The following is a 20,966-nucleotide window of genomic DNA, read 5'->3' on the forward strand; positions in this document are numbered from 1 at the left end:
GCCCCCTTCGAAGGGAACACCATGAGAACCGTCCGCCTGCGCCGCTCCCTCGCCGTCGGGTCGGCGCTGCTCGTCAGCGCCGCCGCCCTCACCGCCTGCGGCGACGACGAGGAGGCCACCGCCACCACGACGGGCGAGGGCGTCCTCGCCGACGTCTGCCCCGAGACCGTCGTCATCCAGGCCGACTGGGAGCCCGAGGCCGAGCACGGCGGCATCTACAGCCTGATCGGCGAGGAGTACACCATCGACGCCGACGCCAAGTCGGTCACCGGCCCGCTGGTCGTCGACGGCGAGGACAGCGGTGTGAACATCGAGATCCGCATCGGCGGCACCTCGGTCGGCTACCAGTCCGCCCAGTCGCTGCTCTACCAGGACCGCGACATCATGTTCGGCTACGGCCGGGTCGGCGAGTACATGATCACCCAGGCCGACACCCCCGTGGTCGGCGTCCTCGCGTCCATGGCGACCAGCCCGTACGCCGTGTACTGGGACCCCGAGACGTACCCCGACGCGAAGACGATCGCGGACCTCAAGGACGCGGGTGCGACCATCTCGGTCGGCTCGAACGAGGACGTGTGGGTCGACTACCTGGTCGGCACCGGCGTCATCGACGAGGACCAGGTCGACCGCAGCGAGCAGAACAAGCCGGCCAACTTCGTCGCCGCCAAGGGCGAGCTCGCCGAGGCGGGCTTCATCACCGCCGAGCCGTTCATGTACGAGCACGAGATCCCGGAGTGGCAGAAGCCGGTCATCGGCCAGCTGATCCACGACACCGGCTTCCCGGAGTACTTCCAGGCGCTGACCGTGCGCACCGAGGACGTCGAGAAGGAGGCCGACTGCCTCGAGCAGCTCGTGCCGGTCATGCAGCAGGCGCAGGTCGACTACGTGAACGACGCCACCGCGACCAACGAGCTCATCGTCGAGATCGTCGAGGAGTACGACACCGGCTGGGTCTACACCCCCGAGGGTGCGGAGTTCGCCCACGACACCGGCGTCGAGCTGGGCATCCTGGGGGACGGCGCCGACGGCGTGATGGGCAGCTTCGACCTCGACCGGGTGCAGACCATCATCGACATCGTCGGCGAGTACGGCCCGGACGGCGACGCGGTCAGCGACCTCACCCCCGAGGACCTGGTCACCGACGAGTTCATCGACGACACGATCAGCGTCGGGTGAGCACCTCCACCGACAAGGCGTCCCGCGCGGCCTCGGCCGCGCGGGACGCCCGGGTCACCGAGTCCGCGCGCAAGATCCGCAAGCCCTTCGTCCTCGACCCGACCCTGTGCCTGTACTCCCCGCAGGAGAACGTCGAGGCGCTCGAACACCCGCGGGTCGCGGAGTGGCTGGGCTATGTCCGGGAGGAGTGGTGGCCGACCGAGGTGCCCGGCTCCAGGACCCGGCTGGCGCTGCTGCTGCCCTGCACCAAGTACAAGCCGTACCTCACCAGTCGCGAGCACCGCGCGATCAACACCGCGCTCCTCGGTGCGGGCTGGCGCCCGGTCGAGGGGTACGACGGCCCGCCCGAGCTCCGCGCGACCCTGGACGACGGCGAGCCCGACGAGCTGCTCGCGACGGCGCCGCTGGAGCGCGACGGGGTCGTGCTGGACCGGTTCGTGGTCTCCGAGCCGATGGGGCTGGTGCCCTACGAGCACACGCTCTTCCTGCCTGCGGCACTCGGCGGCGGCCCGGCCTCGGCCAGTGCGTACGACGACCCGGGGCTCTTCGAGTCGCGCGGCACCTCGGTCTCCCCGGAGCGGGACGACTGCACCGCCACCCAGCGCGCCGACGGCAGCTGGGCCTGGGGGCCGGCTGAGCGGGAGGCCTTCGCCACCATGCACAACGCGATGGCCGACACGCTCACCCGGGCGCTCGAACGGCTCGCGCCGTCGTACGACGCGATCCTGGGCTGGGTCTCGCCGGGCCTGACCCACCGGAGCTTCCTGGCCGGTGCCGGCCTGCGGGCGGCCGAGGGGATCCCCACCTTCCGGCTCGGCGCGTCCGGCCCGGTGCCGCTGCGGGGCGTGCTCGACACGCTCCCGGGCGCGGTCGAGGTGCTCCCCACTCCCGAGCAGAGCGCCGCGGCGCGCGAGCAGCTGGCCGTCCGGCTGGCTGCGGAGGGTCGGCCTGCGGGGCCGGGCTCGGTGCGGGCGGTCTTCGCGCGGGGCGACGGGCACGACACGCCGCTCGGCCTGCCCGAGCTGACCGCCGCGCTGGTCGCGCGGCTGGACGAGGTCGCCCGGTGAGCATCGCCATCCACGCGCCCGGCTCGGGGGCGCGGCTGGGCGAGGTCGCCGCAACGAGCGCCGAGGAGGTGCCCGGCATCGTCGCGGCCGCCCGGGAGGCGGCGCGCGGCTGGGCGGCCGCCGCGCCGTACCAGCGCGCCGCGCCGCTGGTCGCCGCCGCCGACGAGCTCTCCGGGCGGGTCGCGGAGCTCGCCGAGCGGCACGCCCGCGAGTCCGGCAAGATCCTGCCGCAGGCCCACCACGAGGTGCTGGGCGCGATCGCGCTGCTGCGCCGCAACGCCGAGCTCGGCCGGCTGATGGCCGGCGAGCTGGCCCCGACCGGCGGGCTGCCCGGCGGCGAGCGCGACCTGACCCTGGTCGAGCGGGTGCCGCTCGGCGTGGTGGTCGCGGTGATCCCGTTCAACTTCCCGGTCGAGCTGACCATGGAGAAGGCCGCCGCCGCGCTCGCCGCCGGTAACGCGGTCGTCGTCAAGCTGCCGCCGCAGAACCCCCTCACCACCGGCGCGGTCCTCGACGTCCTCGAACGGCACCTGCCCGCCGGTGTCCTGACCCAGGTGTACGCCGACCCCGCGACCTCTCAGGCACTCTGCGCGGCCCCCGGGATCGGGGCGGTCTCGCTGACCGGCTCGGTCGGGGCCGGCGTGGCGGTGGCCCGGGCGACCGCCCACCAGCTGCGCCCCCTGCACCTGGAGCTGGGCGGGAACGGCGCCGCCATCGTGCGCCCGGACGCCGACCTGGACCTGGTGGTCAGCGAGACCCTGCGCGGCCGGCTGCTGATGAACGGCCAGGCCTGCGCCGCGACCAAGCGGGTGATCGCGCACCGTGAGATAGCGGGGGAGCTGACCGAGCGGCTGGTCGCGGCCCTGGCCGAGGTCACACCGACGGATCCGCTCGCCGACGGCGCCCGGCTCGGCCCGCTCATCGACGCCCGGGCCGCGGCCCGGGTCGAGGAGCAGGTGCAGCGGGCGATCGGGGAGGGCGCGAATCGCGCGCTCGGGGAGGCACCGGACGGTGCCTGGTTCGCCCCGACCGTGCTGGCCGACGTGCCCGCGGCGGCCGCCGTGCTGCACGAGGACGAGATCTTCGGGCCGGTCGTGCCGGTCACCACCGTCGACTCCGACGAGGAGGCGGTGGCCCTGGCCAACGACACCAGCCTGCGGCTGACCGCCGCGGTCTTCTCCGCCGACTGGCCGCGCGCGCTGGAGCTGGCGCAGCAGCTGGACTTCGGCGGCGCCGTCGTCAACGGCACCAACAACTACCGCCCACCGGTCGTCCCGTTCGGCGGCGTCGACCTCGCCGGGGCCGGCCGGGAGGGCCTCGGGTGGACGCTCGGCGAGCTGACCCGGACTCGCTTCATCGCGCTGCGCGGGCTGCGGCCCGCGGGCGTCGTACCGATCCCGAAGGGGGAGCAGTGACCAGCACCGCAACGGCCGAGGACTACCGCGACCGCTTCGTCCAGCGGCTCTCGCAGAACATGCCGGGCCGCAAGGAGTTCGTCATCGAGCACGCGGAGGGGTGCACGCTCACCGACGCGGAGGGCCGCACGTACCTCGACATGACCTCCGGCATCGGGGTCGCCAACGTCGGCCACTCCCACCCGCGGGTCGTCGAGGCGGTGCAGCGGCAGATGACGCGCTACGCGCACGTCAACGTCTACGGCCGCTTCGTGGTCCCCGAGCAGGTCGAGATGGTCGATCGGCTGGTCGCCGCCGCGGGCCCGGGCTTCGACATGGCGTACCTGCTCTCGACCGGCGCCGAGGCCAACGAGTGCGCGCTGAAGCTGGCCCGCAAGGTCACCGGCCGGCCGAAGTTCGTCGCCTTCGAGCGGGCCTACCACGGGCGCAGCTTCGGCGCCCTGTCCGTGTCCTGGCGCGAGGAGTGGCGCACGCCGTTCGGGCCGCTGCTGCCCGAGGTCGAGTTCGTGCCGTACGACGACCTCGCGGCCGCCGCGGCCGCGATCGACGACCGCACCGCCGCGGTGATCGTCGAGCCGATTCAGGGCGAGGGCGGCATCCGGGTGCCGTCCGACGACTTCCTGCCCGGGCTGCGCGCGCTGTGCGACGCCGCCGGCGCGCTGCTGATCGCCGACGAGGTGCAGGGCGGCATGGGCCGCTCCGGCACGTGGTTCTCCCACCAGCACTGGGACGTCGTACCCGACATCATCACCACCGCCAAGGCCACCGGCGGCGGGCTGCCGCTGGCGGCGGTGCTCTCGCAGGCCGAGCGGTTCGCGACCTTCTCCGACCCGCCGCTGTCGCACCTGACCACGATGGGCGGCAACCCCGTCGCCTGCGCGGCGGGCATCGCGGCGTACGACGTCATCGTCGAGGACGAGCTGCTCGAGCACGCGACCGCGATGGGGGAGTACCTGCGTGCGGGCCTGTCCGCGCTCGGACCGAACTTCCCCGGCATGGTCGCGGACGTGCGCGGCCGGGGGCTGTGGTGCGCCCTGGAGGTGACGGTCGACGCGAACCCGCTGGTCAACCGCATGCAGGAGCTCGGGGTCCTCGTCGGGTCGGTGCTGAACCAGTCCGGCACGATCCGGATCATGCCGCCGCTGGTCATCACCACGGCCCAGATCGACACCTTCCTCACGGCACTGCGCACCGCCATGGCCGAAGCCGCATGAGCGAGTTCCTGGTCCGGGGCCGGTTCGTGCTCACGATGGCGGGGCTGACCCCGCCGAGCGAGCGCGACCGCACTCCCGGTGCGCAGCTCGAGGGCGTGCTGGGCGACGGCGCCGTCCACGTGCGCGACGGGGCGGTCGTCGAGGTGGCGTCGTACGACGTCCTGCGCGTGGCGCACCCCGACCTGCCCGTGCACGGCGACGGTACGGGCGTGGTGATGCCGGGGCTGGTCTCCACGCACACCCACCTGTCCGAGGCGCTGGCCACGGGGATGGGCTCGGAGCTGTCGCTGTTCGAGTGGGGCGAGGAGATCGTCGGCCCGCTCGGGATGGTGCTGACCCGCGAGCACGCCGCCGAGGGCACCGCGCTGCGGGCCGTCGAGATGCTGCTGTCGGGCATCACCACGGTCAACGACATGTTCTGCCACGCCAACCTCGGCTCGCAGGCCAGCCTCGGCGTCGTCGACGGCCTGGACCGGGCGGGGCTGCGCGGCGTGGTGTCGTTCGGCGCCGAGGACGCCTTCCTCGAGGACCGCCCGCGTGCCGACATCGTCGACGACGTGCTCGCCGAGCAGGTCGCGCTGGCCGCCCACGTCGACACGGCGTCGCTGCTCGACTTCCGGTACGGCGTCGGCACCCTGCTCGGCCAGTCCGACGAGCTGCTGAGCGCCGGCGTGGAGCTGTGCCGCGAGCGCGGCTGGGCCGTGCACACCCACCTCGCGGAGGTGCGCGAGGAGCTCACCACCAGCCGGCACCGGTGGGGCCGCCGCACCGTCGAGCACGCCCGCCGGATCGGCCTCTTCGAGCGGCCGCTGATCGCCGGGCACGGGGTCTGGCTGACCGAGGCCGACGTCGCGGTGCTGGCCCGGCACGGCGTCGCGATCGCGCACAGCCCGGTCGCGAACATGATCCTGGCCTCCGGCGTCTGCCCGGTGCCGCGGCTGCGCGCGGCCGGCGTACCGGTCGGCATCGGCACCGACGGCGCGGCCTCCAACGACAGCCAGGACATGCTCCAGGCAGTGAAGGCGGCCGCGTTGCTGCAGAAGGTGCACCACCTCGACGCCCTGGTCATCGACGCACTCGACGTGCTGACCATGGCCACCATCGAGGGCGCCCGGGCGCTCGGGCTCGACCACCTGGTCGGCTCGCTGGAGCCCGGCAAGCGCGCCGACCTGGTGCTGCTGCAGGACACCGTGGACATCGCCGTGCTGCACGACCCGGTCTCGCAGGTCGTGTACGGCGCCTCGCCCCGCTCGGTGCGCGACGTGTGGGTCGACGGGGTGGCGGTGGTCACCGACCACCGCTGCGTCACCATCGACGAGACCGCGCAGATCCTGCGCTGCCGGCCGCTGGTCGAGGAGCTGGGCCGGGCCTCGGGCCTGGCCGCGGCCGGGCACTCGGTGCACGCGTGAGTCGCTCCGTGATGGTCGTGGGCGGCGGGCACAACGGCCTGGTCGCCGCAGTGCGACTGGCCCGCGCGGGCTGCCGGGTGACCGTGCTGGAGCAGGGCTCGGAGCCGGGCGGCTGCATCTGGACCGAGACCCACTCCTCGGGGGTCGTGGTCGAGCGGGGCGCCTGGGAGCACGGCGGCGTGCTGGCCGTCGCGCAGGAGCTGGGCCTCGACGTCGAGTACGTCGAGCACCCGGTCGCCTCCGGCTTCCACTTCGGGGACGGCAGCCAGCGGATCTTCCACAGCGACCTGGAGCGGACCGTCGCGGGACTGGGCGGCGATGCGTCGTCGTACCGGCGGCTGGTCGAGCTGGCCGACACCCTCTTCGGCGTCCTGGACACCTTCGCGGTGCCACCGACGCCGGCTCAGGTCGCCGCCTCGCTGGCGGCGGTCCCGGGCGGCGACAAGCTGTTCCGGACCATCGTCCAGTCGGCCGAGACGGTCATCGACGCGGCGCTGGACGACCCGCTGACCCGGGCGACGCTGGCCCTGCAGGCCTCGCACGCGCAGGTCCCGGCGTGGGCGCCGGGCACCGGGCTGTTCGCGTTCCTGCTGCCGCTCGCGCACGGCGGCCCGTCGGTGCGGCCGGTCGGCGGCTCGCGGGCGCTGGTCGACGCGCTCGTCGCCGCTCTCGAGGCGGCGGGCGGTGAGGTCCGCTGCAACGCCCGGGTGACCCGGATGTCGAGCGTCGCAGTCGGCGGCGAGGTCGCGCTCGAGGACGGCACGGTGCTGAGCGCCGACGTGGTGATCTCGACCGTCGGCCTGCCGCGCACCGCCGAGCTGCTCACCGACCCGGCGCCGCGGCTGCGCTCGACCGCGGCCGACCTGCACAGCGGCCAGTTCAACGTCTCCGAGATGACCGTGACCCTGGTGCACTCCGCGCCGGTGGCGCTGCCGTGGGAGGACAGCGACGCGGTCTGGTACGCCATCGCCGACCCGGCCGACGTGCGTCGCGGCTTCGGCGAGCTGGTCGCCGGCTCGCTGCCGAGCGCGCCCTGGTCGATGGTGGGCCGGGTGCGCCAGCCGGTGGGGGTGACCGGCGGAGCGGTGTGGCTGAGCTCCGTCGTACCTCTTCAGCGGGCGGACGGTCCCTGGACACCGGCGCGCGAGCGGGCCGCCGCCAAGCGGCTGGTCGACCACGTCTCGAAGGTGCTCGGGGTGGACCTGCGCGCCGGGCTGGTCGACACGATCGTCTCCGGGCCCGCGACCTGGGCGGACCGGATCGGCGGCGACGGCAGCCCGAACCACCTCGACAACACCCTCGACCAGCTTCTCGGCTGGCGCACCCCGGGCCATGCCGACCTGCGCACCGAGCTGCCCTGGCTGTTCCTCGCGGGCGCCGGACAGCACCCGGGCGGCGGGCTCTCCGGCGCCTCCGGCTCGGCGGCGGCCGCCGCCGTACTCGCCCCGTCGGCCGGGCCGCCGCGGCTGCGGGACCGCGTGCGCGACGAGGCCCGCGGTCTGGTCCGCGGCTTCCGCGCCTATCGAGCGATCAAGAAGGGGGGCCACTGATGGGCCTCGGCACGTACGGCGTCCTGGACCTGATGACCGGCTACCAGCCGGCGGCCACCCTCACCGCCGCCGCGCGGCTGGGGGTCTTCGACGCGCTCGAGACCTCGTCGCTGTCGGACGCCGACGTCGCCGCCCTCTGCCGGACGGAGCCGCTGGCGACGCGCGCGCTGCTGGACAGCCTGGTCGGCCTCGGCCTGCTCGCCCGCGACGGGGAGCTGTACGCCGGCACCGAGGACTCCGCCCGCCTCTGCGTCGCCGGCGACCTGCGGCTGGTCGCGGAGAAGGAGGCGTTCCTCGCCCGGGTCTGGCTGGAGCTGGAGGAGTCGGTCCGCACCGGTGAGCCCCGCCTGGACCCCTGGACCTCCCGGCTCGCCTCGAACCCGGCCCAGGCGCGCTCCTTCCTGGAGGCCCTGGTCGTCCTCGCCGACACGACGGGTCCGGACCTGACCTCGGTGATTCCGGAGGGCGCCTCGGTCGTCGACCTCGGCGGGGGACTGGGCGCGTACGCCGCGCCTTTGTCGACTGCGGGTCGGTCGGTGACGCTGGTCGACCTGCCGCCCGTCGCCGAGTGGGCGCGCGAGGTGCTGCCGTCCTCGGTGTCGGTCCTGCCCGTCGACCTGCTCGCACCGTCCGCCCCGTCGTCCATCGGCGACGGCTACGACGTCGCCCTGCTCTCGCACCTCCTGCACGACCTCACCGACGAGGACTGCCTGACGGTGCTCTCCCTCGCGCGCTCCGTGCTGCGTCCCGGTGGCCGGGTCGTCGTCTTCGAGCTCCCCGGGGACCCGCCCGGCTCGTTCGGCCCGCTGTTCGACCTGATGATGCGGGTCGAGACCGCGGGGCGGGCCCGGCGGACGGACGAGCTGGTCGACCTGATGCGGCTCGCCGGACTCAGCGGGGTCGAGGTGTCGCCGAGCCATCCGCGGCCGCACGGCGTCCTGACAGGCAAGGCCTGAGCCGAGGCCGCCGTACCCGTATCGACGCCAATTAGGTATCTCGAATACCAATTAATAGGTTCGGGTCGTGCAGCTGACCCGGTTCACCGATCTCGGCCTCCGCATCCTGATGCGGCTGGCCGTGCCCGCCTCGGACGCCCAGACGCTCACCACGCGCGCGGTCGCCGACCAGGTCGCGGTGAACTACCACCACGCCACCAAGGTCGTCGCCCGGCTGCAGGAGCTGGGCGTGGTGGAGACCCGCCGCGGCCGGCACGGCGGCCTCGCCCTCACCGAACGGGGTCGTGCAGCGTCCATCGGCTGGCTGGCCCGCCAGCTCGAGGGCCACGACGAGGTCATCGAGTGCGACGGGGCCAACCCCTGTCCGCTGCGCAACGCCTGCCGACTGCGCGCCGTACTCCGAGACGCCCAGGAGGCGTTCTTCGAGGTCCTCGACCCCTTCACGGTCGACGACCTCACCCAGGCGCCCACCGCCGGCGTGCTGCTGACCCTGTCGGCACGCCCGCCCGACTGACCCCGCCGTCCGAGCCATCCATCCCGACCCCAGGAGGAACCACATGCTGTCTGCCCCGTCGACCGAGGTCGTCAAGGCCACTCTGCCCGTGATCGGCGCCGCGATCGGTGACATCACCCCGATCTTCTACCGCCGCATGTTCGACGCGCACCCCGAGCTCGAACGCGACCTGTTCAACCGAGGCAACCAGGCCGTCGGCGACCAGCCGCGAGCGCTGGCCGGGGCCGTCGCCACCTACGCGACGCTGCTGGTCGACGAGAACGCCCCGGCGCCCGTGGAGCTGCTGTCCCGGATCGCCCACAAGCACGCCTCGCTGGGCATCACCGAGGCGCAGTACGAGATCGTCCACCAGTACCTCTTCGAGGCCATCGTCCAGGTGCTCGGCGACGCGGTCACCCCGGAGGTCGCGTCGGCGTGGGACGAGGTCTACTGGCTGATGGCCCGCGACCTGATTGCCATCGAGAGGGGGCTGTACGCCGCCGCCGGCATCACGCCGGAGCACGTGTGGCAGTCGGTGGTGCTCAAGACCCGCCGCCAGGACTCCCCGGACACGGTCTCGTTCGTGTTCGGCGCAGCGGACGGCACCCCGCTTCCGGCCGGCCGGCCGGGCCAGTACGTCTCGGTCGCCGTCACGCTGCCCGACGGTGCTCGACAGATCCGCCAGTACAGCCTCACCGGGAGCCACAGTGCCGGGGAGTGGGCGATCAGCGTCAAGGCGGCGCCCGCGCGGATCGCCGAGGACGGCGCCGAGATCCCCGAGGGCGAGGTCTCGAACTTCCTGCACCGCAGTGTCTTCGAGGGCGACGTGCTGAGTGTCTCGCCCCCGTTCGGCGACCTGGTGCTGGACGACTCCGACGCCCCGCTCCTGCTGATCTCGGCCGGGATCGGCACCACGCCGATCATCGGGATGCTGCACCACCTCAGCCACACCTCCACCGGTCGCGAGGTCACGGTGCTGCACGCCGACCGATCCCCGTGGCACCACCCGCTGCGGTCGCAGCTGAAGTCGCTGGTCGGCGCCCTGCCCACCGCGACGCTGCACCGCTGGTACGAGGACCTCGGCACCCGGGCGCCCCGTGAGGACCTGGCTGCGGGCCTGGTCGACCTCGACGCGGTCGAGGTTCCGACCGATGCCCAGGTCTACCTGTGCGGCCCGATCCCGTTCATGGAGTCGGTGCGCGATGCGCTGGTGGCCCGCGGCGTGGCGGAGACGAACATCCGCTACGAGGTCTTCGGCCCCGACAAGTGGCTCGCCTCCGCCTGATCGACAGCGACCCGCGCCGATGAGTTCCGGGGACTCCGCGGGTCCGCACTCCCGTCAGGTCCACGGGGGCGGACGGCGAGGAGACGGAGCGATGGGTGAGCTGCACGTCAACATGAACATCACGCTCGACGGCGTGATCCAGGCCAACGGCGGCCCCACCGAGGAGGACGGCGACTTCGAGTACGCCGGCTGGGAGCGTCCCTACGGCGATGCGGAGTCCGGCGCCCAGATCGTCGCGGACGTGCAGGCGTCCGACGCGCTGCTGCTGGGTCGTACGACGTACGACATCTTCCGCCGCTACTGGCCCGGCAAGACCGACGAGATCGGGCGCGCTTTCGACCGGGTCCCCAAGTACGTCGCGTCGCGCGGCACGCCCGAGCTGACCTGGGACACCAGCACCCAGCTCGCCGACGCGGCCACCGAGGTGCGTGACCTACGTGAGCGACACGAGCTGATCCACACCTGGGGCAGCGCGGACCTGCTGCAGGCCCTGTTCCGCGAGGAGCTGGTCGACCAGCTGAACCTGTGGATGTGCCCGGTGGTGATCGGCCAGGGCAAGCGGCTCTTCCCCGACGGCACGGTCGCCTCGAGGTACCAGCTGGCCGCGCCGCCGACGTCGTACCCGAAGGGCGCGATGCTGCTGCGCTACCGGCGCCTCGAGGGTCCGCCTGTGACCGACTCTCAGGACTGAGAGACCACGACCTTGCCCAGTGCGCGTCCCTCGCCGACGTGCGCGAGCGCCGCCGGCACCTGGTCGAGCGCATAGGTGCGATCCACGTGGATCGCCACCTGGCCGCCGGCGCACCGGTCGCCCAGCGGCTCGAAGTGGCCGGGTCCCTCCCGCACCGCGAGCACCCCGATGGAGCGGCCGCTCAGCAGTCCGAGCAGCGACCCGGCGGTGAGCACCCGCAGCATCGTGGCGACCGAGCCACCCACGCAGCGATAGCGGCCGTGGCGGGCGAGTGCGCGCCGGTAGGCGAAGGCCGACCGATGGGCGACCAGATCCAGGATCAGGTCGTAGGGGGAGGCGGTCCGGGTGAAGTCGTCCCTGGCGTAGTCGAGCACCTCGTCGGCTCCCAGCGACCGCATGAAGTCCAGCTTCCCGGCGTTGTCGACCCCGGTGACCCGGGCGCCGGCGTGCTTCGCGAGCTGGATGGCGAATGCCCCCGTGCCACCGCCGGCGCCGTTGATCAGCACGCGGTCGCCGGCCGTGGCCCACCGCGTGCCCTGCATCGCGATCGCGCCCGTCTGCGGGATGGTCGAGGCCTGCGCGTACGACAGACCGGCCGGCTTGAGGGCCAGCGCGGACTCCGGAGCGACGGCGTACTCCGCGAAGCCGCCCTTGAGGGCGAGATTGTCGCCGTACACCTCGTCGCCGACCCGGAACCGGGTCACGCAGGACCCGACGGTGTCGACCACTCCGGCGATGTCCGACCCCAGTGTCCGACGCGCCGGGGTGCGCAGGCCGCCGATCCGGGCGTACGCCGGCGACCCGACCAGGCACTCCCAGTCGCTGAGGTTCACCGAGGTGGCCGCGACCCGGACCAGGACTTGGCCGGCCGCGGGCTTCGGGGTCGGCAGCTCCTCGAGTCGCAACGCCTCCGGGCCGCCGTACCGGTCGTAGACGACTGCCTTCACCTGCGCCACCCTCACCACTCGTCGGTCTCGCACCGTCACGGTGAGTCTGCACCGAGTCGTGCGGCGTGGCTCGGTTGAACGTGATAGTTGTGGTCGGTGCCGCTTCCAGGGGGAGCCGATGGGCGCGCGCAACGAGCGATGTTCGCCGGAGGACCCCCATGAGCATGGAATCGATGCATCTCGAGTCGCCCGACCAGGAGCGGAAGGCGGCTCACGACCCGTCCTCGACCGAGGGGGTCCCTCAGACTCCGGTACCGCTGGGGGTGCGTGGCTCGGGGCCGAGCTCACGAACGCTCCTGCAGGCCCTCGCCCAGCCGAAGGCCTTCGAGGGTCCCCGGGTGCCCGTGCAGGAGCGGATCGTCGAGGCGTTGGAGACGACGTTGCCGCTCCTCGACAGCGAGGCCAAGCCGCGGCGGGACGAGATCGACGGCAAGATCCGGGAGCTCAGGCTGGCTCCGGGCCGGTCGGCCCAGGAGAAGGCACCCGAGCTGGCGGAGCTCGAGGCGGCTCGGCCCCCCGACTATCTGCGTGGGCTGTTGTACCTCGGGTCCATCGTGCTCACCGAGGTGCCCGCGACCGAGGAGGACCTCGTTCGGCTGATCTCCACGGCGACGATGGAGGCTACCGACAACTCGCAGGGGTCCAGGGCCCAGGCGCCCGACCTGCCGCGGGCGTCCGGGACCGAGCGCGACATCATCGACAACACCCTGCGGACGATGGAGGCCGCCGGGCAGTTGGAGTACCTGCGAGAGAGCGGGATCGTCGGTCCGGCCTGGAAGCTCGTGGTCGAGGTTCACTACTACAGCGATCGAGGCACCATCAGCACCGCCGGCAGCCTGCACAAGGACACCGAGGGCCAGACGCTGTTCGTGAACCTGAACTACATCAACTCGGAGCCGATCATGGGGCCCGAGTACGTCGTCAATCCGCCGACCGTGGCCGAGCACGAGGAGCACATCGGCAACAGCCTTCCGAAGCCGTTTCTGTCCGATCTCGGTGGCGTCCGCGAGCTGGGTGACCCCACGACGATCGGGACGACCGAGGTGCCGGTCAACGGCGTGGTCTCCTTCGTCGACGAGGCGGTCCATCACGCCACGCCCCTGACCGGTCACCGGACGACGACCGCCGCCAAGCTGCAGACCTACCTGCGCGGCGATCCGACCCTGGGGGGCGACTGCAGACTCGCCGAGGACGTCTGGGGGAACTCGCGCCCGACCGACGGGTTCCTCAGCTGGTTCACGTCGCCCAAGTCCTTCCGGGACCAGCTCCCCAGCAGCTGGGAGCCCGACCGGAAGGCTCGCTGGGAGACCCTGATGGACCTGTGCTCGCGACCCACCGAGGAGGTCTCGCGCCCGGTGCTGAAGGACTGCCTGGAGTCCGGGCAGATCGACGAGCTGATGTCGCGGTACGGGCCCGAGGGTCTGAACTCGGTGAACATCCCGCACCAGGCCCGGACCGTTCCCCAGGGCGCCGAGAAGAAGCCCACGGGGCGCTATCCGCTCCGGCGCCCCGAGGCCGAGCAGAACCTGACCCTGAGCCGGCGGGCCAGCTCGCCGGATCTGCTCGGCAAGTCGGTCCTGGGTGGCGTCGGCGGCAAGCGGTCGTTCTTCCGGACCTGGGTCCGCGCGGTTCCGGTCAAGCCGCAATCGGAGGCGAACGCCAAGTGACGTCCCTCGACGACGTGGATGCTCGGCTCCGAGCGCTGCTGGGTCAGCCCTAGGTGCCTGCCGTGCGCGCGACGCGGTTCCTCCACAGAAGTCGAAGGGGCGCCAAACTCGAACACCCGTTCGAGTAGAATCAGGCCATGACCGCGCTCGCCCCGACTGTCGACGAGCTCGACGCCGTCGCGGTGCTGGCGCGTGCGGAGGCCACCCTCGAGGCGCGGCGACTGGCCCAGGTCGAGGACCTGCAGCTGGTGCTGCGCTGGGCCGACCTGCACGGCGACGACCCCCAGGCCCGATCGGGAGCCGTCCCGGCCCGGTACGGCGGCGACCAGCTGATCGACCTCGGCGGCGACGGCACCCCTCGAGTCCAGGACCTGTGCCTCGCCGAGCTCGCCACCGCGCGCCAGGCCCACGTCCTGGCGACCCGCTCGACCATGGCCGACGCCCTCGACCTGCGCCACCGGCTGCCCCGGCTGTGGCTCGCGGTCCAGGAGCTGGCCTGCGAGCCCTGGCTGGCCTGCCGGGTCGCCTCCATGTCCCGCGGACTCAGCCGGGACCGGATCGCCCTGGTCGACCAGGCCGTCACCGACGCGGTCGGCTGCGCCCCGGGCCGGGTGCTGCGGATCGCCGAGGCTAAGACTGTCGAGGCCGACCAGGCCGCCCACGCCGAGCGGCTCGAGGCGGCCCGCCGACGCCGCGGAGTCATGCTCACCCCCTCCGACGACGCCGGGATGCGGATCCTCGTCGCCCGCCTCGCGGCCGGCGACGCGGTCTGGATCGATGCGACCGTCGACCGGGTCGCCGACCTCCTCGCCACCGACGCCGACCTCCGCAGGGCCCACCACCCGGACCTGCCCGACGAGGTGTCGAAGGACGAGCTCCGGGCGGTCGCGCTCGGCTGGCTGGCCCGGCCCCATGACCTCGCCGCCCTGCTCGGCGTCCTCGACCAACCGTGCGATGCGGACGTGCCAAGGCGTCCGTCCGCGGTCGTGCACGTGCACCTGTCGAGGGTGGCCTTGGCCAGCGGCGTCGGCGTCGCCCGGGTCGAAGAGCTCGGGCCGATGGTCCTCGACGAGGTCCGCGGGCTTCTCGGCCACGCGCACATCACCCTGCGACCGGTCCTCGACCTCGCCGCCACCGTCGCGGTCGACCGCTACGAGCACCCCACCGCCGTCCGCGACCGCACCCAGCTCCTCATCCCGGCCGATGCGTTCCCGCACGCCACCACCCTGAGCCGGACCCGCGACCACGACCACCCCGCGCCGTACGACGCCGACGGTCCACCCGGCCAGACCGGCGACCTCAACTGCGCACCCCTGACCCGGCGACATCACCGCGCCAAGACCCATCTCGGCTACCAGGTCACCCAGGTCAGCCGCACCGCCTTCGTCTGGCGCACCCCACACGGACTGCTGCGCCGCGTCGACCACACCGGCACCCACCGCATCGACGAGACCGAAGCCCACCAGCTCACGCGCCCCGACTGGCTCGACCGCGCCCTGGCTGGCATCGACGCCTGACCGTCTGCCTGTGCCCAGCCTCGGTCAGGTGCCGTGCTCGGTCAGGGTCGTGGGCGGCAGCCAGTCGGCCCCGAGGAGCTGCGCGAGGTCGGCGAGGCCGGTGGTGTCGCTTCCCACCGTGTCGGAGGCTGCGGCGATCCGCTCCACCATCACCTTGCCGACCTGCTCCTCGACCGTGCCCTCGGCGTACGCGATGTGCCACGGCGAGACCTGGTGATCGCGGTGGGTGCGACCGGTCACCTGCCGGGCGGCGATGCCCGAGAAGCGGGCCTGGTGGAAGACGCCGACTCGCGGCTCGGTGCTCGCCTGGCGGCCGTCGGCGAGGGTCTCGCCGGCGTGCAGGCTGATCGAGGCGACCGTGGTGAAGACGCAGACCTTCGCCTGTCCGGTCTGGAACCGGAGCCGCTCGGCCTCGGGGTCGAACCGGTCGCGGCCGTAGATCGTGGCCACGTCGATGCCGCAGTCACGCAGCCGGTCGGCGATGGGGTCGGCGGCAGTCGTGACGAACTCGACCGAACACGCCACCTGTCGCTCGGACTCGACCTGCTGGGCGATCCAGGCGACCGTCGAGTCGACGCGGATCAGCCCGGCCTTCTGCCGGAAGCGCAGCAGCGCGGCCCGCCCCTTCGCGACATTGCGGCCGTGTCGCGCGATGTCCATCTCACGACAGAACTCTCCCCACTCGGCCTCGTACGCGGTCCGCTCCGCCGGCGTGAGCGCCACCGGCATGCCGGAGATCGGCACCGGCCCCCACGGTGCGGCGCGGTGCAGCATCGCCGGGGGCCGCTCGTCGGCGAGCCAGCCGCGCACCAGCTTGAGGTCCGCGGCGCGTCGTGCCGGATCGGCGGTCCAGGTCGCGCCGTAGCGGCCCTGCTCCACCCCGACACCGTGGCGCTCGAGCGCGGCGGCGAAAGCGGCCCCGGGCTGCGTCGCCGAGGTCCACTCCCGCATCGGCTCGCCGAGCACCTGCGCATAGGCGGGAGCGAGGTACGGCAGCTCCAGTGGCGTGTGTCCGGGCGTCGCGGTGGTCGCGATGACGAACGGCGCCTTGTCGTGCGGCCGCCCGTGCCCTGAGATCCTCGCCCAGAGCTTCCACCGCTTCGTCGTCGTACGTCGCAGCGCGTGGGCCTCGTCGGCGATGATCACGTCCCACTCGTGGTCCGTGACCTTCTCCAGCCGGTCCCACGTGATCACGACCCATTCCAGATCCCCGTCGCCCAGCGCCGTGATCGTGCGGCACCAGTGACCGATGGTGATCGCGGCGGGCCGGTCGGCCACCACGAGCACCCGCCGTGCGCCGCGGAGGTCTCCCACCGCCGTCGCGCCGAGGACCGCGGCGATCGTCTTGCCCACGCCAGGCTCGTCGGCCAGCAGGAACTGCCGTCCGCCCGCCGCGGCGCGCGCCGCGATCGCATCGGCCGCTTCGAACTGGATCCTCCGGGGCTCGAGCGCGTCGGTCGGCTCGGGACCGGGTGTCGGATCGCCGGGGTTGATCGTGTTCTCGATGAACCGACCGAGCGTGTACGGCCCTGGTGCGTAGGGCGCGAGGTGCGCGGGCACAGCGCGCCCGACGTACAGATGGGCCTTGATCGCCGGGTGCCAGGTGGCGCCGTCGACCTGGGTCCCGTACGGGACGTCGAGCACCCACAGCCGCTCGCCCGGCCCGGCGGCCGGCAACGGCCGCTGCGGCTGTCGCGTCCCGCCACGGCGCGGTGACGCGGTGCGCCGACGAGCACCGGATCGGCGAGGACTGGCCACCCCCGGACGTTACCGGGGCCTCCGCCTCACCCAGAGCAGGCTCGCCCGCGTCCGCCGCACGGTCAGACGCGCCGCACCGTGAAGGCGCCGGGTTGCGCGGCATCCACTGGCCCACAGTCGGGGCTGAAGACGCACCTGCGAAGCGCAACGCTCGGCGGCAGAGCCGGACGCTTCAGGATGGCGGTGCACCACAAGGTGTCGTCGATGGGGGACGTGTCTGGGAGTCATCCACCGGCACGAGTTGTGGCTTCGTCCGGCTTCAGCGGACAGCCCGCGCGCCGAAGAGTGGCGTTTCCTCGAAGCGGACGGACGGGAGAGCGGAGGCGTTGCAGCGTGCGCGGGGCGTGCCGATCACTGCGTCGGCGGAGGGCTCGGAGGTTTCGGTGTCGGCGGAGAGGGCGAAGCCGAAGTACCTCGTCTCGGAGGTGACGGGGACGGTGTGATGCACGCCCGGGCCGATCGGGATGTTCTCCTCGGTGATCGTGCCCTCGCCGCCTGTCGCGGTGAGGGGTCCGAAGCGCAGCTCCACGTGGTCGGCCGGGTCGAGCTGATCCCGCCCCCGGTCGGTGAAGCCGGCCCAGAAGTCGACGGTGGTGCAGCCGGCCACCGACCACAGTCCTACGAGGTTGTTCGTCCAGAGCTCGATGCTCTCGGGGAACGACCGGCCGCCCATCACCGAGGTGATCCTGGTCGACCCGCCTCCCAGTCCCAGGAGGAACGGCTGGTCGGCCAGGTAGAGCCACTCGTAGACCGCGAGGGTCTCGATCTTGCTCTTGCCGCCGCCCGCGCGCTTGACTCGGAACGAGGTCGGGCCGCCCTGGGCCAGCGGGACCCGGACGGCGTACCGGCCCTTCTTGTTCGTGGTCTTCGTGGCGACCGTCGACCAGGCGCCGGCGCCGTAGCGCCGCTGGACCTTGACCTTGACCTTGCCGGACCGACCGGGCTTCGCGGTGCCGGTGACCTTGACCTTGCGTCCCACCTCGGACGACGACGCCAGGTTCTTGATGGTGACCTTGGGGGCCTTGGGCTTGGCTGACGTGCCCGCCGTCACCGATGTCGCGTTATCGACGGCGGTGGCCGCCGCCGTGGGGACCAGAGCGGACAGGATCAGTGCGAACGTGGTCGCAGCGACGACGGGGCGGAGGCTCATGGCCGCGAACCCTAGCGACGATCCCGGCCGGCCGTGCGACTTCCCTGTATCCCGCGCCTGGGCCGTGCGCGCGCATGGGCCCGTCCACGAAGTCAATTCACTCTGTCAGGATCGCGTCCGCTCATCGTCATGTGAGCGCCCTTCCAGCTGCGCCGACTCGCGGGGGAATGGGCTCGTCCCACACCTCCGGACGGTCCGTACTCGGACGTACATAAGTGCCGTCGGAAACCGGGCCCTCGCGCTCAGCACGGTGCCGCGAAGGCGACATATGTAGGTCCGAGTACGACGACCAGCCGCTGCCTTCTGGGCGGGATGCCTGTGCTACTACGACGCCCGACCTCAACCGGAGAGTGCGTCGATGCCGGACGTCTCCCACCCAGCGACCGGAGTGCGCTCACGCGCGCGCCCGGAGCTCCGCGATCGCGGGGGCGGCGAGCGCCGACTCCCGCGCGGCGGCAGCGCGCGCGTCGGCCGTCGCGGCATGCAGTTCAGCGCACAGCTCCCGGAAACGCGCGTAGAGAGGCGCCAGCGAGAACCCGGGGAAGCTCCGGTCGCGGTAGACCCAGCGGCCAGCGACCAGGACGTCCGTGACGTCGGCGGCGCGGGCGGCGGTGAGCAGCTGGTTGGCCAGGTCGTTGGCGGGCAGGAAGGCGCGTGAGTCCAGGTCGAGCAGGGCCAGGTCGGCGGCGTACCCCGGCGCGATCCGCCCGACCGACGACCACCCGCAGGCGGTGGCCCCGCCGACGGTGGCGGCGTCCAGGACCTCCTCGACGGTCAGCCAGGACGAGGAGGGCGAGGTGCCGGAGCGGCCGACCAGGGCGGTGAGCCGGGCGGCGTCGAGGACGTCGAGGGCGTCGGCGGAGTTCGCGCCGTCGGTGCCGATGGCCAGGGTGACCCCGGCGTCGAGAAGGGCGCGGGTGTCGGCGGTGCCCGACCCGAGGCGCAGGTTGCTGCCGGGCACGGTCACGACCACCGAACCGGCGGTCCCCAGGAGTGCGCGGTCCGACGATGAGAGCCAGATGGCGTGAGCCGCGGTCAGAGCGGGGGAGAGCGCCCCGACGGCCGCGAGCTCCGAGGTGATCGAGCGCCCGAAGCGCTCGGCGCCCGCGAGTGCCTGCGGCCGCGACTCGGCCAGGTGCGTGTGCACCCGCAGCCCGTACGACGACGCGAGATCGAGCAGTCCGGCCACGAGCGGCGGACTGCAGTGGGCCAGGATCGTCGGTGCGACGGCCGGCGTCACGAGCCCGTCGTACGGCGCCGACACGAAGTCCGCGCAGCGCGCCACGATCGACGAGGCGGGCAGGCCGACATCGGGCACTCCGCAGCACGCGCCGATCGCCGGGACGGCGGAGTGCACCGTCCGGTCGGCCACCATCGGCGCGACGACGGCCCGCAGACCGGCACGCGAATATCCCCGCACCACCGCGGCCAGCCCGGCCGGGTCCGGGCCACCGGCCTGCGCGACCAGATCGAAGGCACCGGTCGCGCCGGAGGCGATCATCTCGGTCGCCGCGAGCAGCGCGCACAGCTCGGCCAGCTCCTCGCTCCGCGCCGCGCTCATCCAGGCGCCGTTGAGCAGCGAGTCCTCCAGCGTCCACGACCGCGCGAGCCCGCGCGCGGGCAGCGTGTGGGAGTGGGTGTGCGCGTTCACCAGGCCCGGTACGACGAGCCGACCCGAGACGTCGACGACCTCGGAGCCGACCAGCGCCGGACCGACCTCGGCGATCACCCCGTCGACCACCCGGACGTCGAGCAGGCGCGGCACCCACCCGGGTCCGGTCAGCACCACACCTCCCGACAGGATCACGCCGGGTTCACCTCCGCCCAGTGCCGGGCGATCGCCGACCGGGTGGTCACCCACACGTCGGGCGCCGCGAGCAGGTGGTCGAGGAACCGGGCCAGCCCGGCCGCCCGGGCCGGATGGCCGCTCAGCCGCGGGTGCACCGAGACGGCCAGCATCGCGCCGCCCTCGGCGTGCAGCACGTCGAAGGCGTCGCGCAGGTAGGTGAAGGCGTCCTCCGAGGTCGACCACCAGCCCTTGGCGTACTTGTTGTCGTTGTTGCTGAACGTGTGCGGTACGACCAGGTGCGGCCGTTCGCCGACGCGGGTCCAGTACGGCAGCTCGTCGTCGTAGGCGTCGGAGTCGTAGCCGAACCCGCCGTGCTCGACCAGCAGCCGGCGCGTGTTGGCCGACGGCGCGTAGCGGCAGTACCACCCCGAGGGCGGCGCGCCCCACGATGCCGTCAACGACGACACCGCAGCGGCGATCGACGCCCGCTCCTCGTCCTCGGTCATCAGGTAGTGCTTGTCGAAGCCCAGCCCGTGGCCCATCAGGTCCCAGCCGGCCTCGCGAGCCGCGGGGGCCAGCAGCGGGTTGGCCGCCAGCGCCAGCGCACAGGCCGACGCCGTCGCCGGCAGCCCGCGCTCCGAGAGCAGCCGGAGCACGCGCCAGAAGCCCACCCGGCTGCCGTAGGCCATCATCGACTCCGCCCCGAGGTCGTGCCCGGGTACGTCGGCGCCCGCCGCCCCCGCGTCGGTCAGCGGCCACTCGCCCTGCTCGGCGCCCTCCTCCAGGTTGACCACGATCGAGACCGCGGTCCGGGCGCCGCCGGGCCACTGCGGATCCGGCCGCGAGCGGCCGTAACCCACCAGGTCCCGAGCAGACACGGCG

At 73.0% G+C, this 20,966-nt stretch carries 17 protein-coding genes; 12 read left to right on the forward strand and 5 right to left on the reverse strand.

The genetic code is table 11. The annotated features are described in order from the left end of the window. Positions 1 to 21: 21 nt before the first annotated feature. The 10 genes from MUB56_RS16250 to MUB56_RS16295 all read left to right on the forward strand — a co-directional run bounded on the left by MUB56_RS16250 (position 22) and on the right by MUB56_RS16295 (position 11,256). Entirely contained in the window at positions 22 to 1,176 is a 1,155-nt protein-coding gene (locus tag MUB56_RS16250) for a hypothetical protein (protein WP_244928054.1), read from the forward strand. Beyond that, positions 1,173 to 2,243 carry a hypothetical protein gene (locus MUB56_RS16255; RefSeq protein WP_244928055.1) on the forward strand — a complete coding sequence of 357 codons (1,071 nt, stop codon included), beginning with the start codon at positions 1,173 to 1,175 and terminating at the stop codon, positions 2,241 to 2,243. The genes MUB56_RS16250 and MUB56_RS16255 overlap by 4 nt, the downstream gene beginning before the upstream one ends. Further along, a complete protein-coding gene (locus MUB56_RS16260) occupies positions 2,240 to 3,658 on the forward strand; it encodes an aldehyde dehydrogenase family protein (protein WP_244928056.1) in 1,419 nt (472 codons plus the stop codon). The genes MUB56_RS16255 and MUB56_RS16260 overlap by 4 nt, the downstream gene beginning before the upstream one ends. Further along, positions 3,655 to 4,872, forward strand: coding sequence for an aspartate aminotransferase family protein (locus MUB56_RS16265; protein WP_244928057.1), 1,218 nt, complete (start codon positions 3,655 to 3,657; stop codon positions 4,870 to 4,872). Before MUB56_RS16260 ends, MUB56_RS16265 begins: the two co-directional genes overlap by 4 nt. Beyond that, positions 4,869 to 6,281 carry an amidohydrolase family protein gene (locus MUB56_RS16270; RefSeq protein WP_244928058.1) on the forward strand — a complete coding sequence of 471 codons (1,413 nt, stop codon included), beginning with the start codon at positions 4,869 to 4,871 and terminating at the stop codon, positions 6,279 to 6,281. The genes MUB56_RS16265 and MUB56_RS16270 overlap by 4 nt, the downstream gene beginning before the upstream one ends. Next, positions 6,278 to 7,831, forward strand: a complete 1,554-nt coding sequence (locus MUB56_RS16275) for an NAD(P)/FAD-dependent oxidoreductase (RefSeq protein ID WP_244928059.1) — start codon at positions 6,278 to 6,280, stop codon at positions 7,829 to 7,831. The genes MUB56_RS16270 and MUB56_RS16275 overlap by 4 nt, the downstream gene beginning before the upstream one ends. Beyond that, the gene (locus MUB56_RS16280; protein ID WP_244928060.1) at positions 7,831 to 8,787 is read left to right on the forward strand and encodes a methyltransferase; all 957 of its coding nucleotides are present in this window, start codon (positions 7,831 to 7,833) and stop codon (positions 8,785 to 8,787) included. Before MUB56_RS16275 ends, MUB56_RS16280 begins: the two co-directional genes overlap by 1 nt. 67 nt (positions 8,788 to 8,854) lie before the next feature. Beyond that, positions 8,855 to 9,301, forward strand: a complete 447-nt coding sequence (locus tag MUB56_RS16285; RefSeq protein ID WP_244928061.1) for an Rrf2 family transcriptional regulator — start codon at positions 8,855 to 8,857, stop codon at positions 9,299 to 9,301. 43 nt (positions 9,302 to 9,344) lie between these two features. Further along, positions 9,345 to 10,565 carry a globin domain-containing protein gene (locus MUB56_RS16290; RefSeq protein WP_244928062.1) on the forward strand — a complete coding sequence of 407 codons (1,221 nt, stop codon included), beginning with the start codon at positions 9,345 to 9,347 and terminating at the stop codon, positions 10,563 to 10,565. A 91-nt stretch (positions 10,566 to 10,656) separates the two neighbouring features. After that, the gene (locus MUB56_RS16295; protein WP_244928063.1) at positions 10,657 to 11,256 is read left to right on the forward strand and encodes a dihydrofolate reductase family protein; all 600 of its coding nucleotides are present in this window, start codon (positions 10,657 to 10,659) and stop codon (positions 11,254 to 11,256) included. Here the strand turns inward: MUB56_RS16295 and MUB56_RS16300 are convergent. After that, positions 11,247 to 12,203, reverse strand: a complete 957-nt coding sequence (locus tag MUB56_RS16300) for an NAD(P)-dependent alcohol dehydrogenase (protein ID WP_244928064.1) — start codon at positions 12,201 to 12,203, stop codon at positions 11,247 to 11,249. The genes MUB56_RS16295 and MUB56_RS16300 overlap by 10 nt on opposite strands. A 173-nt stretch (positions 12,204 to 12,376) precedes the next feature. Here MUB56_RS16300 and MUB56_RS16305 point away from each other — a divergent pair, with 173 nt between their 5' ends. Next, entirely contained in the window at positions 12,377 to 13,870 is a 1,494-nt protein-coding gene (locus tag MUB56_RS16305) for a hypothetical protein (RefSeq protein ID WP_244928065.1), read from the forward strand. A 137-nt stretch (positions 13,871 to 14,007) separates the two neighbouring features. After that, on the forward strand, positions 14,008 to 15,387 hold the full coding sequence (locus MUB56_RS16310; RefSeq protein ID WP_244928066.1) for a hypothetical protein: 1,380 nt from the start codon (positions 14,008 to 14,010) through the stop codon (positions 15,385 to 15,387). Positions 15,388 to 15,411: 24 nt separating this feature from the next. Here MUB56_RS16310 and MUB56_RS16315 read toward each other — a convergent pair whose 3' ends face one another. The 4 genes from MUB56_RS16315 to MUB56_RS16330 all read right to left on the reverse strand — a co-directional run bounded on the left by MUB56_RS16315 (position 15,412) and on the right by MUB56_RS16330 (position 20,962). Then, positions 15,412 to 17,145: a helicase gene (locus MUB56_RS16315; RefSeq protein WP_244928067.1), complete on the reverse strand. Its 1,734-nt coding sequence runs from the start codon at positions 17,143 to 17,145 to the stop codon at positions 15,412 to 15,414. Positions 17,146 to 17,404: 259 nt separating this feature from the next. Further along, positions 17,405 to 18,295 carry a hypothetical protein gene (locus MUB56_RS16320; RefSeq protein WP_244928068.1) on the reverse strand — a complete coding sequence of 297 codons (891 nt, stop codon included), beginning with the start codon at positions 18,293 to 18,295 and terminating at the stop codon, positions 17,405 to 17,407. 394 nt (positions 18,296 to 18,689) lie between these two features. Further along, positions 18,690 to 20,102, reverse strand: a complete 1,413-nt coding sequence (locus MUB56_RS16325; protein WP_244928069.1) for an amidohydrolase family protein — start codon at positions 20,100 to 20,102, stop codon at positions 18,690 to 18,692. Further along, the gene (locus tag MUB56_RS16330) at positions 20,099 to 20,962 is read right to left on the reverse strand and encodes a hypothetical protein (protein WP_244928070.1); all 864 of its coding nucleotides are present in this window, start codon (positions 20,960 to 20,962) and stop codon (positions 20,099 to 20,101) included. The genes MUB56_RS16325 and MUB56_RS16330 overlap by 4 nt, the downstream gene beginning before the upstream one ends. Positions 20,963 to 20,966 lie beyond the last annotated feature (4 nt).

This window comes from Nocardioides sp. W7 (assembly GCF_022919075.1).
In the GTDB taxonomy this organism is placed as follows: domain Bacteria; phylum Actinomycetota; class Actinomycetes; order Propionibacteriales; family Nocardioidaceae; genus Nocardioides.